The following is a 15,474-nucleotide window of genomic DNA, read 5'->3' on the forward strand; positions in this document are numbered from 1 at the left end:
TGCGGGACCCTCGGGTCTGTGCGGGTCAGGCCGGGTAGCCCGAGCCCGGGCGGCGCACCTCGCGGTACTCCTCGCGCACGACCCGGTCGCCCTGCACCGGCACGACCGGCTCGGCGACGACCTGCTCGCGCACCGGCGCGGCCACCACCCGGCGGCGGCTGTTCCAGAAGTAGAGCGTGGTCAGCAGCCCGGCCAGACCGGCGAGCATGAGCACCCAGCCCACCACGTTGAGGTTCAGCCATCCCAGGTTGGCGTCGATGGCGAACGCGAAGATCGCGCCGAGCGCGATGAGGAAGATGCTGGCACCGATGCCCATGACGTCGCCTCCTTGGCGTCCTGCTGGCGTTTCCTGCCCGCCGCGGCCATGGATGAGGTAGCGGCACACATCGACATACCCAGGCGCTCTGATCGCCAATCAGGCAAGCTGGGCGCATGACGGACGGCAGGAACGGGGAGCGGACGCTGGTGTTGCTGCGGCACGCCAAGGCCGAGCAGGAGCGGGACGCCCCGGACGCGGAGCGGTCGCTCACCGCGCGTGGGCACGCCGACGCGGCGGCCGCCGGCGCCTGGCTGGCCCGGCACGAACTGCTCCCCGACGTGGTCCTCTGCTCCCCGGCCCGGCGCACCCGCCAGACCTGGCACGGCGTGGCGATGGGCATGACGGGTTCCCCGCCCGAGGGCGGGCCGGCCGGGTCCACGCCCGCGGTGCGCTATGAACCGACGGCGTACGAGGCGCACCCGGACGAACTGCTGGACCTGGTGCGGGCGGTCGACCCGGCGGCGGGCACGGTGCTGCTCGTCGCGCACAATCCGGGTATCTCACTGCTCTCCGCGCTGCTCGACCCGGAACGGGCGGATCCGGACGGCCTGCGCACCACCGACCTGGTGGTGCACCGCCACACCACCCGCTGGGCCGACCTGACCCGCGCGCCCCTCACCGCCCGCCACACCGCTCGCGGCTGAGCGGCGCAGGTTCCGGTCCGCTCACCGCAGCCAGCGACGCCGGCCCCGGTCGCCGCTGCCGCTACCTGCCCGCCACGCGGCCTCGTCGACTCGGACCGCGGGTCCCCAGCCCGCAGCCACCGCGGCACCGCGGAGCCGACCGCGCTCGCCGCCGACCTTCGCCGCTTGGCTGGCCTCGCTTGGCTGCCTCGCTTGGCTGGGTCGGCAGGTCGGCAGGTCGGCAGGTCGGCAGGTCGGCAGGTCGGCAGGTCGGCAGGTCGGCAGGTCGGCAGGTCGGCAGGTCGGCAGGTCGGCAGGTCGGCAGGTCGGCAGGTCGGCAGGTCGGCAGGTCGGCAGGTCGGCAGGTGAATTTAGACCGATATACCGCTGAGTCATAATTATGACTCAGCGGTATATCGCTTATTTAGCGGCGCATCCTCCGTGCTGGTTACGGACAGTCACCGGGCTCCCAGCGCGAGGAAGCCAGCCGAACCAGCGCGAGCACGTCGCGGCCCAGCCCCGACGGCGCAGCCCGGGCGCGGAGAGCCGGCGTGGACAGCGCGTCCCGGCAGGACAAGACGGCCCGACGCGGTCCGGCGCGAGGAAGCGCACCCCAGCGCGAGACGGCGCACGCCAGACGGCGCAGCCCGACGCCAGACGGCGCAGCCCGTCAGGACGGCGGGGCCGTCGGCGGGGGCGGGTCGGGCGGCGGCGGCATCATCGCGGTCGGGTGGGAGAGGCGGTTCTCCTCCACGATGAGGGTGCGGGCGCGCTTGCGTCGGTCCTGCCAGAACCACAGCGTGGTCAGCAGGACGCCCAGCCCGGCGAGGATGAAGACCCAGCCGACCGCGCGCAGGTCGATCCACCAGACGTTGGCCCGGATGGCGAAGGTCATGATCGCGCCGAGCGCGATGAGAAAGATGGCGCTACCAATGCCCATGTGCGCTGCACTCCCCCGTGCGATGGCCCTTGGGCGTGCTCCGGTCGTGGTCCGCGACGGTTACCCGCCCTCCGGCCGCCTATCCACCCTGGGCCGGCAACGCCGACGGCCGGCGGGCTGTCGCCCGCCGGCCGTCGGTGAGGGGAAGAGTGACGCTTCAGGGGATGAGGACCCCGGAAAGGCTTAGAACGCCTCCTCCGGGAGGTCCATGATCTCCAGGTCGACGCCCTCGATGATCCGCCGGTCGGCGCCGATGCGGGGGAGCACCTCGCGGGCGAAGAACCGGGCGGCAGCCACCTTGCCGGTGTAGAACGCCTTGTCCGAGGCGGAGACCTCGCCGGCGAGCGCCTTCAGCGCGACGTCCGCCTGCTTCTGCAGCAGCCAGCCGACCACCAGGTCGCCGATCGCCAGCAGGAACCGGCGGCTGCTCAGGCCGACCTTGTAGAGCGCGCGGGTGTCGCCACCCTGCGCCTCACCCAGCCAGCCGGTCATCACACCGAGGATGTTCTGGATCTCGGCGAGCGCCTTGCCCAGCGCCTGCCGCTCCTCCTTGAGCTGGCCGTTGCCGGCTTCGGAGGTGATGTGTTCCTGGACCTCGCCGGCGACCGCCATCAGGGCCTTGCCGTTGTCCCGGACGATCTTCCGGAAGATCAGGTCGAGGCTCTGGATGGCCGTGGTGCCCTCGTACAGGGTGTCGATCTTGGCGTCGCGGACGTACTGCTCCAGGGGGTAGTCCTGGAGGAAGCCGGAGCCGCCGAACGTCTGCAGCGACTCGTGGCCGAGCAGCTCGTACGCCCGTTCCGAGCCGACGCCCTTGACCAGCGGCAGCAGCAGGTCGTTGACCCGCTTGGCCAGCTTGGTGGCCTTCTCGTCACCGGCCGCCTCGGCGAGCGCGACCTTGTCCTGCCAGCTGGCGGTGTAGCAGACCAGCGCGCGCAGGCCCTCGGCGTACGACTTCTGCATCAGCAGCGAGCGACGCACGTCCGGGTGGTGGGTGATGGTGACCCGGGGAGCGGTCTTGTCGGCCTGCTGGATCAGGTCGGCGCCCTGCACCCGGTTCTTCGCGTACTCCAGGGCGTTCAGGTAGCCGGTGGAGAGCGTGGCGATCGCCTTGGTGCCGACCATCATCCGGGCGTACTCGATGATCATGAACATCTGCCGGATGCCGTCGTGCTTCTCGCCCAGCAGCCAGCCCTTGGCCGGTACGCCGTGCTCGCCGAAGGTCACCTCGCAGGTGTTGGAGACCTTCAGGCCCATCTTGTGCTCGACGTTGGTGGCGAAGACGCCGTTGCGCTCGCCCAGCTCGCCGGTCTCGGCGTCGAAGTGGAACTTCGGCACCACGAACAGGGACAGGCCCTTGGTGCCCGGGCCGCCGACGCCCTCGACGCCGACCGGGCGGGCCAGCACGTAGTGGACGATGTTGTCGCTCAGGTCGTGCTCACCGGAGGTGATGAAGCGCTTGACGCCCTCGATGTGCCACGAGCCGTCCGGCTGCTGGATCGCGCGGGTACGGCCGGCGCCCACGTCGGAGCCGGCGTCCGGCTCGGTGAGGACCATGGTCGAGCCCCACTGCTTCTCGATGAAGAGGCGGGCCCACGTCTTCTGCTCCTCGGTGCCCTCGACGTGCAGCACGTGCGCGAAGGACGGGCCGGAGGCGTACATCCAGACCGGGGCGTTGGCGCCGAGCACCAGCTCGGCCAGGGACCACCAGAGGGCGCGCGGGGCGTTCGTGCCGCCGAGGGCCTCCGGCAGGTCGAGACGCCAGAACTCCGAGTCCATGAACGCCTGGTACGACTTCTTGAACGACTCCGGCAGCGGCGCGGTGTGCGTGGCCGGGTCGAAGACCGGCGGGTTGCGGTCGCTGTCCGCGTAGCTGGCGGCCAGGTCCTCGCGGGCCAGGCGGTCGACCTCCGAGAGGAAACTGCGGGCGGTGTCGACGTCCAGGTCCGTGTACGGCGCCTGGCCGAACGTCCGGTCCGCCCCGAACACCTCGAACAGGTTGAACTCGAGGTCCCGAAGGTTGCTCTTGTAGTGGGTCATGCTCGCTGGCCCCGCTTCCGGACAGGTGTTACCGATCAGTAACTCCAGACTGTATTACTCACCGGTAGCCATCGACAAGCCGATCTCGGAAGTGACAGCGATTACACACCTCCGGTTCACCCGTCGGCGGCGCCGACCTCCCAGCTCGGCACCGGAGCGGCGGTGGCGCTGCGCGGGCCCGCGTACTCCATCAGGACCAGCGCGATGTCGTCGTCGAGTCGGCCGTGCACCCACTCGACCAGGGCGGTCTCCAGCGAGGCGAGCCCGTCGCCGACCGTGCCGTGGCCGAGCAGCCGCCACGCCCGGTCGGCGGTGGGGAAGAACTCCCCGTCCCGCCGCGCCTCGCCCAACCCGTCGGTGAACAGCAGCAGCCGGTCACCCGGTTCCAGCCGCTCGACCCGGGGCCGGACCACCGGCATGAAGCCGAGCGGCGGTGCGGGCGCCGGCGGCTCCAGCGGGATCACCGCACCCCGGCGCAGCAGCAGCGGTGGCGGGTGCCCGCAGTTGACGATGGTGAGGGTGCCGCCACGCTCCTCGACCAGCGCGGCGGTGACGAAGTCCTCGTCGCCGACGTTGCGGGCCACCGCCCGGTCCAGGTCGGCCACCACCGCGCGCAGGTCCGCCCGCTCGTACGCCACGTGACGGTAGGAGCCGAGCACGATGCTGGCGAGCCGGACCGCGTCCAACCCCTTCCCGCGTACGTCGCCGATGATCATGCGGACGCCGTACGGGGTGTCCATCACCTCGTACAGGTCGCCGCCGATCTCGGCGGTCGCGGTGGAGGAGATGTAGCGCGCCGCCACCGCCAGCGTGCCGACCTGCGGGCCGAGCGGGCGCAGCACCGCCTGCTGGGCGACCGCGGCGAGCCGGGACAGTTCGTTGATCCGTTCCGCCTGGCGCTGCCGGACCGCGGCCGTCGCGGCCGCGATCACGGTGACCAGCGCGACGGTGGCCACGTTGACCGCGGTCACCAGCGAGGCGCCGCGTTCGGCCACCGCGAAGGCGACACCGGCGGCGGTGGCCAGCGCGCCCACGGCGAGCACCACCCGCCAGGACGTCAGCGCTCCGGCGAGGACGGGTGCGGCGGCCATCAGGGCGAGATAGTGCGCCGGGCGGCCGTCGGCCAGCTCCGCGGCCGAGACGATCGCGAGCAGCGCGAGGGCCGCGCCGAGGCCGGCGCGGGATCCGGGGCTCAGCGGGCCGTGGCCCGGCTGGAAGGGTTGCGTGCGTACATCGGACAGCATGCCTGATGGACGTGAAGCGGTGAATGAACCTGGCCCGTCCGTCGCGGAAGTTCTGTCTGACAGGTCGGTCAGCCCAGCACCTCGTAGCGGACGTCCACCTCACCGAGGTCGGTCGAGGCGATGGCCGCGAACGCGGCGCGGGACAGGTCGATGCACCGACCGTCGATGTACGGGCCACGGTCGTTGATCCGGACCACGACCGACTTGCCGTTGGCCGGGTTGGTGACCCGGACCCTCGTGTCGAACGGCAGCGTCTTGTGCGCCGCGGTCAGCGCGTTCGGGTTGAACGTCTCGCCGTTCGCGGTCATCTGCCCCTCGTCGTAGAACGAGGCGCCGCAGGATCCGCTGTCCACCACCTTGGGGGTGGTGGTGGTCTTCTTCGTCGCCGTGGGCTTCGGCGCGGTCCGGGTCTTGCCCCGGGACGCCGCCTGCGTACGGCTCGCCGTCGGGCTCGGGGTGACCTTCGGCGACGGGCTGAGGCTCGGCGAGGCCGACGCGCTCGGCGACGGGCTGGCCGAGGTGGGAGCGGGCGTGCTCGGCACGGCCTCGACCGCGACCGGCTCGGCCGGGGGCTCGGCGGAGGTGAGCTGCACGGCGCCGACGGTGCCGCCGACCGCGAGCACCACGCCGACCGCCGCGGTGGCGGCGATGCCGGCGGGCGAGGAGAACTTGCGGGTACGAAGGTGCCTAGCAGCCACCGGCCCGGTCCTTTCGTCAACTGAACAAACCGGCCCGGACCGTAACGAGAGAAGCACTTCCGAAGTCAACGTGATCATGGTGCTATGCCCGCATTTACCCGGGTACGTGTAGCCGATCAAGCCATCCGCACTCGGCCGAACGGCGGAAGGTGCGCTGGTCGGCCTCCATGCCGCAGGATGGTGCCGTGCTGAGCCGTCGCCTGGTCGAGCTGTTCCGGTGGATCGACCCCGGGCCGGACAGCACCCACCTCGTCAGCGACCTCTCCGGCTGGTGGCGCGACCCGGCCGTGCTCGCCGAGGTCGGCCCGGCCCTGGCCGCCCTCGTCCCCGACGCGCGGCCGACCGTGGTGGTCGCGCCCGAGGTGACCGGGCTGCTGCTCGGCCCGCTGGTCGCGGTCGCCGCCGGCGCCGGGTTCGTGCCCGCGTACAAGGACGGTGGGGAGCGGCACCGGGTCGGGGCGATGCGGTGGGCCGAGACGCCACCGGACCACCGCGGCCGGCGGCTGCGCGTCGGCGTGGACGACCGGCGGCTGGAGCCGGGCGACCGGGTGCTGCTGGTCGACGACTGGGTCGACACCGGGGCGCAGTTGGACGCGCTGCACCGGGTGGTCCGCGACGCCGGCGCCGTGGTCGTCGGCACCGCCGCGCTGGTGGCGACGTGCCCGCCCGAGGTCGCCGCGCGGTTGCGGCTGCGCGCCCTGCTCGACGGGGACCGGTTGCCCGAGGGTTGACCTCAAGCGAGGTTCAACCCGGACGATCGCCGGATGGACGACGGCATCCTCGACGAGGCGTACCACCGACTGCACCGCACCGGCCCCGAGTTCGAGGGCTGGCTCTCCAACCACGGACCGATGGCCGCCGAGGCGCTGGTCCGGCACGGGCAGGGCGCACGCGTGCACCGCTGGCTCGACGGCTACCTGCGCCGGCTGGACGAGCTGCCGCGCGGGCTGCGGCCGATCGACGACTGGCGGGCCGCGCTCGGCGACCCGAAACGGGCCGGCGACTGGCTGATCCACTTCGACCGCGAGCTGCGGGAACGGCAGTGGACGGAGGTGCTCGGCGAGTGGTGGCCCCGACTGCTGCCCGGGATCGCCGCCGGCGCCACCCACGGTGTGATCCGGGTCGGGCACGCCGTGCGGGTGCTGCGTACGGACGGGGAGACGCCGGAGCGCCGGGCCGAGCTGGGGCAGGCACTCGGCTACTGGGCGGCCCGATGGCAGCCGGTGCCCGGGGCCGGGCCGCTCACCGGGCGCTCCGACGCCGCCTCGGCCCTGGCCGCGGTGCCCCGGATCCCGGACCAGACGGGCGGCATCCGGGAACGGCTGGGGCGGCTCACCGACGTGCCCGGATGGTCCGGCGCGGTGACCGGGCTGCGCCCGCCGGCCGACCCGGGCGGGGCCGCCCGCACGCTCGTCCAGGTGGTGCGCCGGGCCGCGCTGGACTACCTGCGGTTCGGGCACGGCGCACCGGTGATGCTGGTGCACGCGGTCACCGCGCCCACCGCGGTGCTGCGTACCCTGCCGGCTCTCGACCCGGCGCTGCGGGCGCCGAGCGTCGCCGCGGCCTGGGCCGCGACGGCGGCAGTGACCTCGGTGTACGCCTCACCCACGCCGGCCGCCGCGCCGCCGGTCGGCGGAGCCGCCGACCCGGCGGAGGTGTTCGCCCGGGCGGCCCGGCACGGCGACGAGCACGTGGTGAAGCTGGCCGACGCGGTGTTGGAGGCGCACCAGGCGACCGGCGACGAGCGGGTGCTGGTCGCACCCGGCTACGCCGGCCACCTGATCTGAGCCGGACGCGGGCGGACGTGCCGTAGCCTCGGCAGGATGTGGCCCCGGATCGGCGGACTGCGCGCGCTCGCCCTCGGCACCCCCGGCGAGCTGCGCGCCGACCTCAACACCCTCGTGCTCTCCGGTGTGAAGACCGCCACCGCCGGCCGGCTCGGCGAGTACGCCGAGGAGAACGAGGAGCTGGAACACGTCGGTGAACGGCTCGCCCTGGTCGACGACCAAGACGCGCTGGTCGGCGTCGTGGAGGTGACCGGCGTCGAGGTGGTGCGCTTCGCCGACGTGCCGTGGGACTTCGCCCGCTCCGAGGGCGAGGGCGACCGGTCGATCGAGGAGTGGCGGGCCGGCCACGGCGCCTACTGGGCCCGGCTGGGGACGCCGGTCACCGACGACAGCCAGATCGTCTGCCTGCGGTTCCGCCTGGTCTCCACCGAGGGCAGCGTCGGCACCTGAGGTCTCTAGACGCGGCGCAGCTCCGGCAGCATCGCCGCCGCCTCGACCAGCACGGCCTCGTCGCCGGCATACCAACTGCTCTCGCGCGGCCAGTGCGTCACCACGTCGGTGAAGCCCAGCCGGGCCGCCCGGGCGACCTGCTCGGCGAGGAAGTCGGCGCTGCTCAGCGAGAAGACCGGAGCCGAGTCGAGGGAGAGGTAGCGGTCCAGCGTCGCCGGGTCACGGCCGGCCTGTTCCAGCGTCCGCGTCATCCGGTCGGACAGCTCCGTCACCGTGCCCCACCAGGCCTCCAGGTCGTCACCGTCGAGCCCGGTGGTGACCCAGCCCTGCCCGAACCGGGCGACCAGCCGCATCGAGCGGGGCCCGTTGGCGGCGACCACGAACGGCACCCGGGGCCGCTGGACGCAGCCGGGGTTGTTGCGGGCGTCGACCGCGGTGAACCACTCGCCGCGCCAGGTGGTGCCGTCCTCCCGCAGGACCAGGTCGAGCAGCTCGGTGAACTCGGCGAACCGGTCGACCCGTTGCCGGGGTGGCAGCGTCTCGCCGCCGAGCACCGCCGAGTCGAAGCCGATGCCGCCGGCGCCCAGCCCGAGCAGCACCCGGCCGCCGGAGACGTCGTCCAGCGCGGTCACCTGGCGGGCGAACGCCGCCGGGTGGCGGAAGTTCGGCGAGGCGACCAGCGTGCCCAGCCGGACCCGGGAGGTCACCGTGGCCGCCGCGGTCAGCGTCGTCCACGAGTCGAACCAGGGCCCGTCTACCAGGTCACGCCAGCCCAGGTGGTCGTAGGTCCAGGCGTGGTCGAAGCCCCACTCGTCGGCCTGCGCCCACCGCCGGCGCGCCTCGGACCAGCGCTGGTCCGGCAGGATCACGATGCCAATTCGCATGAGCGCCAGGGTACGACCCGGGTCGGACACCCCGACCCGGGTCGGACCGGCTACGCGGCCACCAGGTCGGCCACCACGCAGGCGATGTTGTCCGGCGCGCCCGCCGCGTACGCCAGGTCGACCAGGCGCCCGACGGCGCTCTCCGGGTCGTCCGCCCCGGCCAGCGCGGCGTGCACCGCCCCGGGGTCGACCACCGCCGACAGGCCGTCCGAGCAGAGCAGGTAGCGGTCGCCGGGCAGCGCGGTGCGCACCGCCAGGTCCGCCTCGACCTCGCCGCCCGCGCCGAGCGCCCGGGCCAGCAGTGCCCGCCGCGGGTGCGCGCCGGCCTCGGCCGGCGTGAGCCGACCCTGGTCGACGAGCGTCTGCACGTACGTGTGGTCCTGGGTGAGCCGGGACAGCTCACCGCCGCGCAACAGGTAGGCCCGGCTGTCCCCGACGTGCGCCAGCACGAGCCGGGTGCCGCGCCGCACGAGCGCGGTGAGCGTGCTGGCCGGCCGGTCGTCGCCGGAGGCGTGGCCGCGTACCGCCCGGTCGGCGTGGGTCACCGCCCCGGCCAGGGCGGCGAGCAGGTCGGCCGCCGACGCGTCGGCCGGCTCCAGCGACCGCAGCGCGTCCACCGCGGCGGCGCTCGCGGCGGCCCCGGCCGGACCGCGTACGCCGTCGGCGACCGCGAGCAGCGTGTCGTCGGCGTACGCGGTGTCCTCGTTGGAGTCCCGGACCGTGCCGGTCTCGCACCGCACGGCGTACCGGAATCGGGTGTCGGACATGGTGGTGCCCCTCTCGGTGAGCTGGTCGACGAGGAGCGCGACCGCCCGGCCGCGGGTCGCGGTGTCCGCGCTGACCCGCCGCCACCAGGCGTCCAACGCCTCGGCGGCGGCACCCGGCGGCAGGTCGCAGACGGTCGCGATCTCGGCCAACGGCATGCCGGCCCGCCGCAGCGCGGCGATCATCCGCGCACGGCCGAGCTGCTCCGGCGCGTAGTAGCGGTAGCCCGAGTGCGGGTCCACCGCCGCCGGCGGCAGCAGGCCGGAGTCGTCGTAGAGCCGCAGCGCCTTGGGCGACAGCCGGGCCGCACGGGCGAACGCCCCGATGGTCATCAGCCGCACGGCGCCCTCCTCCTCGTGCCGGCCCCGGTGGCCGGCACGGACCACGCTGGGCCCTGCCGCAGGGGACGGGTCAAGCCGCGACGGCCGCAGCTTGGCCAGCATCCGGCCGAGGTGCGGCTCGACCGTGCCGGCCGGCGCGTCGGTCACCTCGGCCGGGGTCCACCAGCGGACCCCCCGGAACTCGACCGGGTCGGGGGTGAACCGCTGGTCGCGGTGCGCGGTCAGCACGTACCAGAGGCTGACGTCGGTGTGCCGCTGCTCCGGCGGGCCGACGGTCTCGGTGACGGTGAGGAACGCCGGCCGCTCGCCGAACGGCGGCGCGAAGACGGCCGGCACGCCCAACTCCTCGCACAGCTCGCGGCGCACCGTCTCGGCCGGGTGCTCGCCCGGCTCGACGTGGCCCCCGCTGGGCAGCCACATCCCGGCGAGGCGGTGGTCGACCAGCAGCACCGCGCCGTCGGACGGGTCGCGGAGCAGGAAGTAGGCGACCAGGTGCGGCGACGGGGTGCGCGGCTTGGCCCGGCGGAAGATGTCCTCCGTGCCGGCCAGCCAGGCCAGCGCCGCCTCCCGGTGCCGCGCCTCCAACTCGTCGCCCGGCGGCAGTTCCTCGACCACGGCCCTGATCTCGTCCCGCATCCCGCCGATGGTGCCAGCCGGGTACGACGGTGTCAGGCCGCCGGGAGCGGGTTGGCGTCGACCGCGGCGCGGACGAACTCGCGTACCCGGGTGGTGGTGTTGCTGGCCAGCCAGACGGGACCTCGGCGGATCGGCGGCGCGTCGTGGATCGGCACGTACGCCAGGTCGGGCCGGGCGTGGTAGTGCCGGGTCTGCTCGCCGACCGGCAGGACCCCGCGGCCCAGCGCCACCAGCGCCAGCATCTCGGAGAACGTGCCGCCGGCCGGGCCCTTCGGCACCGGCCGGCCCGCCGGGGTCCGGTCCGGCGTGCGGTCCTGCTTGAACGCGGCCGACGTGACCGCCGGGTACTGCACCACCGGATGGTCGCCGAGCACCTCCAGCGACACCGACTCCGCGCGGGCCAGCGGGTGGTCCGCGGCCACCGCGAGCATCCGGCGCTCGTGCAGCAGCGCCGGGCCGTTCGCCATCCCGTCGAACGGGTACGCGGCGATCAGCACGTCGATCGTGCCGTCCACCAGGCTCGACCGGGTGGTGGCCAGCGGGGCCTCGTGCACGTGCACCGCGCAGTCCGGGTGCCGTTCGGTGAACCGGGACACGGCGCGGAGCAGCACCGGGGCGGCGGACTCGCCCACGTACGCCACGCGCAGCTCGCCGGTGAGCCCGCGACCGGCGTCGACGGCCCGCTGGACGGCGTCCTCGATGCCGGCCACCAGCGGGCGCATCTCGTCGGCCAGGCGGGCGCCGATCGGGGTGAGCCGGACGACCCGGCTGGTGCGCTCGAACAGCGGCGCGCCGATCCGCCGTTCCAGCCGGCGCACCACGTGACTGATCCGCCCGGTGGTCACGCCCAGCCGCTCGGCGGTGCGCCCGAAGTGCAGCTCGGAGGCCAGGGTCAGGAACGCCTCGATCTCGTACCGCTCCAGCACCCGGCGCTCCCGTCGTTGACTCCCGGTCAACGATGGTAGTGCGATCGGGGCTTGGTCCCGCGCCCGCCTCCGACCAGGCTCGACGGTGTTCCCACACACGATCCAGGAGGATCTGATGACGATGCGGGTGACCGGGTTCGACCACCTGGTGCTCACGGTGAGCGACGTCGAACGCTCCCTCGACTTCTACTGCGGCACGCTCGGGCTGGCCCCGGTGCGCGTCGACCGGTGGCGCGCCGGGGAGGTGCCCTTCCCGTCGGTACGCGTCGACGCCGGCACCATCATCGACCTGGTCCGGGGCGATCCGGGCGGCTCCACCATGGACCACTTCTGCCTGGTGGTGGAGCCGATCGACTGGCAGCCGGTGGTCGAGTCGGGCGTGTTCACCGTGCTGACCGGGCCGGTGCCGCGCTTCGGGGCCCTGGGCACCGGCACCTCGATCTACGTCCGCGATCCCGACGGCAACACCGTCGAACTGCGCACCTACCCGTCGGGCGAGGTTGGCTAGCCTGGCGCGGTGCCGCAGCTCGAACGCCTCGCCGCCCGCCACGCGTATCTCGTCTACCGGTTCGAGTGGCAGAACCGGGCCTACTTCGCCCGGTACGTGCCCGACCGGGGCGACGACTACTTCGACGAGTTCGCCGACCGGCAGGTGGCGTTGCTCCTGGAGCAGGACCGGGGCACGTGCCACTTCCACGTGCTGGTGGACGACGACGGCTGGGTGATCGGACGGTTCAACCTCGTGGACGTGGCCGACGGAAGCGCCGAGCTGGGCTACCGGGTGGCCGAACGCGCCGCCGGGCGCGGCGTCGCCCAGGAGGGCGTCCGGCGCGTCTGCGAGCTGGCCCGCGACGAGTACGGCCTACGCCGCCTGGTCGCGTCGGCGGCGCTGGCGAACCCGGCCTCGCTGGCCGTGCTCCGGCGTACCGGGTTCGTGCCGGACGGCGAAGTGGACCTGGGCGGCGAGCCGGGGCTACGCCACGTCCGCGACCTGACCCGGGAATCTCCGGTCTGACCGGGGCGGCCGTGCGCCGCTCCGGTCACGCTTCGAGCAGGGCGCCGAGGTCGCGGGCGAACCGGCTGGTCTCCTCGCCCGCCTCCAGCACGAAGACGCACCGGGCCGACCAGGCCGTGCCGTCGATGTCGTGACCGGGCCGGCGCAGGGTCACGCCCAGCGTCACGTGTCCACGTCCGTCGTGCCGCGCGTCGAGGGCGAGCTGCCCACCCAGCGAGCGCCACGTCCGGGCCCCCGGCCACCCGGTCCAGCCGGCCGCCAGCCCGTCGAGGAAGGCCGGCAGCGTCGTCACCTGCGGCCCCGCCATGGGTACGCCGTCCAGCTCCGCCACGGTCGACGCGGTCAGCCCGTCCTCCCGCAACTCCATCACGGCGGTGTGGACGTAGCCGTCCCCGTACGGATCGACGGGCGGGTGCACGGTCCACCGGGGGCCCGCACCGCGACCCAGGACGTACGGTTCCTTCATGGCCCTATGATCCACACCAGACCGCCGAGGTGGCGGCATCCAACGGGCCGCGACCCCGCCACCTCCCCGAGCTGGAGTCGATCGAACGCGCCGGTGGATGCCGTCAGGCGGGGCGGCGGGTCAGGACGCGGGGTCCGGCCTCGGTGATCGCGACCGTGTGCTCGGAGTGGGCGGTGCGGGAGCCGTCGGCCGAGCGGATCGTCCAGCCGTCCTCGTCGAATTTGATCTTGTCGGTGGTGCGGCAGAACCAGGGCTCGATGGCGATGGTGAGGCCGGGGTCGAGCCGCAGGCCACGGCGGGGACGGCCACTGTTGGCCACGTGCGGGGCCTCGTGCATGGTGCGACCGATCCCGTGGCCGCCGAACTCGCCGTTGACGCCGTAGCCGTAGGAGCCGGCGACCTCGCCGATGGCGGCGGAGACGTCACCGAGGCGGGCGCCAGGCCGGGCGGCGGCGATGGCGGCCTCCAGGGCGACCTCGGTGGCCTCGATCAGGGTGAGGTCGGCCGGGTCGGGGGTGCCGACGACGACGGAGAGCGCGGAGTCGGCGACCCAGCCGTCGATGCCGACGGCCATGTCGATGCTGAGCAGGTCGCCGTCGCGCAGGACGTAGTCGTGCGGGAGGCCGTGCAGCACCGCGTCGTTGACCGACAGGCACAGCACGTTGCGGAACGGCCCACGGCCGAACGACGGGGCGTAGTCCCAGTAGCAGGATTCGGCGCCGCGTTCCTTGATCCGCCGCCGGGCGTGGTGTTCGAGGTCCATCAGGTTCACGCCGACGTCGGCGACGGCGCCCAGCTCGGCGAGCAGTTCGCCGACGAACTGGCCGGTCACCGCCATCCGGTCGATCTCCTCGACGGACTTCAGCTCGATCACGACAGCCTCCCTCTCCGATGCGGTATTTTTATACCACGCCGGTCCGGCGCCGCCTCCCGGAGGGATATCCTGCTCGCATGGTTCGCCAACCGCTCACCGCCGAACAGATCGCCGCGGGCCAACGCCTCGGGGTCGCGCTCCGGACCGCGCGCGCCGGGCGCAGCCTGGGCGAGGTGGCACTGGCGGCCGGCATCTCCCCCGAGACGCTGCGCAAGATCGAGGCGGGTCGTCTCCCCGCGCCGGCGTTCGGCACCGTGGTCTGCCTCAGCCGGGCCCTCGGCGTCCCGCTCGCCGAGTTGGCCGACGTCTGGCTGGCCGACATGCGCGTCCGCCAGGCATCCTGACGCCCGACCGGTCAGCGCCGGCCAGGTGGGCGGCGCGGACGTCGACGTCGGTGGGTTCCGCGAAAATCGCGTTGTCGGCCTCGGCGTGGGCTGCGACGCTCTGGTGGTGATCGACAAGCCCGACGTCGACGAGCGGGCGCTGGCCGCCACGGTGAGTGCCGCGTGGGCCGTGGACGTCGCCGAGCTTGCATTCCTGCCGGTCGGGCTCGACGGGCGCGCCTGGGCCTACCGGGTCGACACCGCCCACGGCCAGCGCTACTTCCTGAAACTGCGGCACGGCGCGTTCACCCGGGCGGCCGTCCTGCTGCCGGGCTTCCTCCGCGCGCACGGCCTCCGACAGGTCGTCGCGCCGATCGACCCGCCCGACGGTGGGGGCGGACGCGAGTTCGGGGACCACCAGCTGCTGCTCTACCCGTTCCACGACGGCGGCAGCCTCTGGAGTCGAGGGCTCACCGACCGGCAGTGGACCGAGTACGGGGAGTTCCTGGGTCGGCTGCACGCGATCACGCTGAGCGCCGAGGTCGCCGCGGCGCTGCCCGCGGAGACGTACCGGTCGAGCGCGGGCGAGCGGCTGCGGGCCCTCGGCGGGCAGGCCGCGGCGAGCCCCGACCTGGGCGGGTTCTGGGACCGGTACGGCGACGCGCTGCACCGGCTGTCGGCACTGGTCGACGACCTCGCCGCCCGGGTCCCCCGGGGTCGACACGTCATCTGCCACGCCGACATCCACCCCGGCAACCTGATCGCCGACGGCGCCGGTCCCCTGCACGTCGTGGACTGGGACGCGCCGATCCTCGCGCCGCGCGAGCGCGACCTGATGTTCGTCCTCAGCCGGGACTTCGGTGACCATCCGGTCGACGCGCGCCGCGCCGACCTCTTCCGTCGCGGCTACGGTCCCTACGAGCCCGACCCGACGACGCTGAGCTACTACCGCGCCGAGCGGCACCTCGACGACGTCGCCGCGTTCCTCGACAGCATCCTCCACTCCGGGGCCGGCCCGGAATCCCGCGCCAACGACCTCCACTGGCTGACCCGCGTCGCGGAGACCGTCGCCCACCCCGACTACGCGCCCTGACCCGCGCGGAAAACCGTTGGCGGCCCCTCGGCGGCCACTGCTACCGTGCC

18 protein-coding genes and 1 pseudogene are annotated in these 15,474 nt (G+C 73.7%); 8 read left to right on the plus strand and 11 right to left on the minus strand.

Annotated features, from left to right (window positions below):
* Window positions 1-25: 25 nt before the first annotated feature.
* The gene (locus CO540_RS19225; RefSeq protein WP_091565981.1) at window positions 26-316 is read right to left on the minus strand and encodes a DUF6458 family protein; all 291 of its coding nucleotides are present in this window, start codon (window positions 314-316) and stop codon (window positions 26-28) included.
* Window positions 317-432: 116 nt separating this feature from the next.
* Here CO540_RS19225 and CO540_RS19230 point away from each other — a divergent pair, with 116 nt between their 5' ends.
* The gene (locus CO540_RS19230) at window positions 433-963 is read left to right on the plus strand and encodes a histidine phosphatase family protein (protein ID WP_099163115.1); all 531 of its coding nucleotides are present in this window, start codon (window positions 433-435) and stop codon (window positions 961-963) included.
* A gap of 649 nt (window positions 964-1,612) precedes the next feature.
* Here the strand turns inward: CO540_RS19230 and CO540_RS19240 are convergent.
* From CO540_RS19240 to CO540_RS19255, 4 genes are all read right to left on the minus strand, one after another.
* A complete protein-coding gene (locus tag CO540_RS19240; RefSeq protein ID WP_013283345.1) occupies window positions 1,613-1,882 on the minus strand; it encodes a DUF6458 family protein in 270 nt (89 codons plus the stop codon).
* A 183-nt stretch (window positions 1,883-2,065) separates the two neighbouring features.
* Window positions 2,066-3,922 carry an acyl-CoA dehydrogenase gene (locus CO540_RS19245; protein ID WP_099163116.1) on the minus strand — a complete coding sequence of 619 codons (1,857 nt, stop codon included), beginning with the start codon at window positions 3,920-3,922 and terminating at the stop codon, window positions 2,066-2,068.
* 116 nt (window positions 3,923-4,038) lie between these two features.
* Window positions 4,039-5,166 carry a PP2C family protein-serine/threonine phosphatase gene (locus CO540_RS19250; protein WP_091565993.1) on the minus strand — a complete coding sequence of 376 codons (1,128 nt, stop codon included), beginning with the start codon at window positions 5,164-5,166 and terminating at the stop codon, window positions 4,039-4,041.
* Between the two features lie 68 nt (window positions 5,167-5,234).
* Entirely contained in the window at window positions 5,235-5,864 is a 630-nt protein-coding gene (locus CO540_RS19255; protein WP_172967878.1) for a septal ring lytic transglycosylase RlpA family protein, read from the minus strand.
* Window positions 5,865-6,031: 167 nt separating this feature from the next.
* Here CO540_RS19255 and CO540_RS19260 point away from each other — a divergent pair, with 167 nt between their 5' ends.
* Genes CO540_RS19260 through CO540_RS19270 form a run of 3 tightly spaced genes read left to right on the plus strand, consistent with a single transcriptional unit; the run spans window position 6,032 to window position 8,101 of the window.
* Complete coding sequence (locus tag CO540_RS19260; protein WP_172967879.1) at window positions 6,032-6,595, plus strand: phosphoribosyltransferase family protein; 564 nt, start codon at window positions 6,032-6,034, stop codon at window positions 6,593-6,595.
* Between the two features lie 33 nt (window positions 6,596-6,628).
* A complete protein-coding gene (locus tag CO540_RS19265; protein ID WP_099163118.1) occupies window positions 6,629-7,651 on the plus strand; it encodes a questin oxidase family protein in 1,023 nt (340 codons plus the stop codon).
* A 36-nt stretch (window positions 7,652-7,687) separates the two neighbouring features.
* Entirely contained in the window at window positions 7,688-8,101 is a 414-nt protein-coding gene (locus tag CO540_RS19270; protein ID WP_099163119.1) for an ASCH domain-containing protein, read from the plus strand.
* A gap of 5 nt (window positions 8,102-8,106) precedes the next feature.
* Here CO540_RS19270 and CO540_RS19275 read toward each other — a convergent pair whose 3' ends face one another.
* The 4 genes and pseudogenes from CO540_RS19275 to CO540_RS19290 all read right to left on the minus strand — a co-directional run bounded on the left by CO540_RS19275 (window position 8,107) and on the right by CO540_RS19290 (window position 11,653).
* The gene (locus CO540_RS19275; RefSeq protein ID WP_099164844.1) at window positions 8,107-8,985 is read right to left on the minus strand and encodes an LLM class flavin-dependent oxidoreductase; all 879 of its coding nucleotides are present in this window, start codon (window positions 8,983-8,985) and stop codon (window positions 8,107-8,109) included.
* 50 nt (window positions 8,986-9,035) lie between these two features.
* Window positions 9,036-10,091: a MerR family transcriptional regulator gene (locus tag CO540_RS19280; protein WP_099164845.1), complete on the minus strand. Its 1,056-nt coding sequence runs from the start codon at window positions 10,089-10,091 to the stop codon at window positions 9,036-9,038.
* Between the two features lie 183 nt (window positions 10,092-10,274).
* Window positions 10,275-10,727 (minus strand): annotated as a pseudogene (locus tag CO540_RS19285) (NUDIX domain-containing protein); the annotation flags it as partial.
* A gap of 32 nt (window positions 10,728-10,759) precedes the next feature.
* The gene (locus CO540_RS19290; RefSeq protein ID WP_099163120.1) at window positions 10,760-11,653 is read right to left on the minus strand and encodes a LysR family transcriptional regulator; all 894 of its coding nucleotides are present in this window, start codon (window positions 11,651-11,653) and stop codon (window positions 10,760-10,762) included.
* A gap of 115 nt (window positions 11,654-11,768) precedes the next feature.
* On the opposite strand from CO540_RS19290, the gene CO540_RS19295 reads away from it, so the two are divergent.
* Window positions 11,769-12,161 (plus strand): VOC family protein, encoded by a 393-nt coding sequence (locus tag CO540_RS19295; protein ID WP_253866062.1) that lies wholly within the window; start codon window positions 11,769-11,771, stop codon window positions 12,159-12,161.
* A gap of 9 nt (window positions 12,162-12,170) precedes the next feature.
* On the plus strand, window positions 12,171-12,668 hold the full coding sequence (locus CO540_RS19300) for a GNAT family N-acetyltransferase (protein ID WP_099163121.1): 498 nt from the start codon (window positions 12,171-12,173) through the stop codon (window positions 12,666-12,668).
* A 25-nt stretch (window positions 12,669-12,693) separates the two neighbouring features.
* Here CO540_RS19300 and CO540_RS19305 read toward each other — a convergent pair whose 3' ends face one another.
* Window positions 12,694-13,134: a DUF6228 family protein gene (locus CO540_RS19305; protein ID WP_099163122.1), complete on the minus strand. Its 441-nt coding sequence runs from the start codon at window positions 13,132-13,134 to the stop codon at window positions 12,694-12,696.
* 103 nt (window positions 13,135-13,237) lie between these two features.
* Window positions 13,238-14,008, minus strand: a complete 771-nt coding sequence (map, locus tag CO540_RS19310; RefSeq protein ID WP_099163123.1) for a type I methionyl aminopeptidase — start codon at window positions 14,006-14,008, stop codon at window positions 13,238-13,240.
* Between the two features lie 77 nt (window positions 14,009-14,085).
* Between map and CO540_RS19315 the strand changes: the two genes are divergently transcribed.
* Both CO540_RS19315 and CO540_RS19320 read left to right on the plus strand, forming a co-directional pair.
* Window positions 14,086-14,352 carry a helix-turn-helix domain-containing protein gene (locus CO540_RS19315; RefSeq protein ID WP_099163124.1) on the plus strand — a complete coding sequence of 89 codons (267 nt, stop codon included), beginning with the start codon at window positions 14,086-14,088 and terminating at the stop codon, window positions 14,350-14,352.
* A gap of 106 nt (window positions 14,353-14,458) precedes the next feature.
* Complete coding sequence (locus tag CO540_RS19320) at window positions 14,459-15,424, plus strand: phosphotransferase enzyme family protein (RefSeq protein ID WP_099164847.1); 966 nt, start codon at window positions 14,459-14,461, stop codon at window positions 15,422-15,424.
* Window positions 15,425-15,474 lie beyond the last annotated feature (50 nt).

It is taken from the genome of Micromonospora sp. WMMA2032, assembly GCF_002688545.1.
Classification (GTDB): domain Bacteria; phylum Actinomycetota; class Actinomycetes; order Mycobacteriales; family Micromonosporaceae; genus Micromonospora; species Micromonospora sediminicola.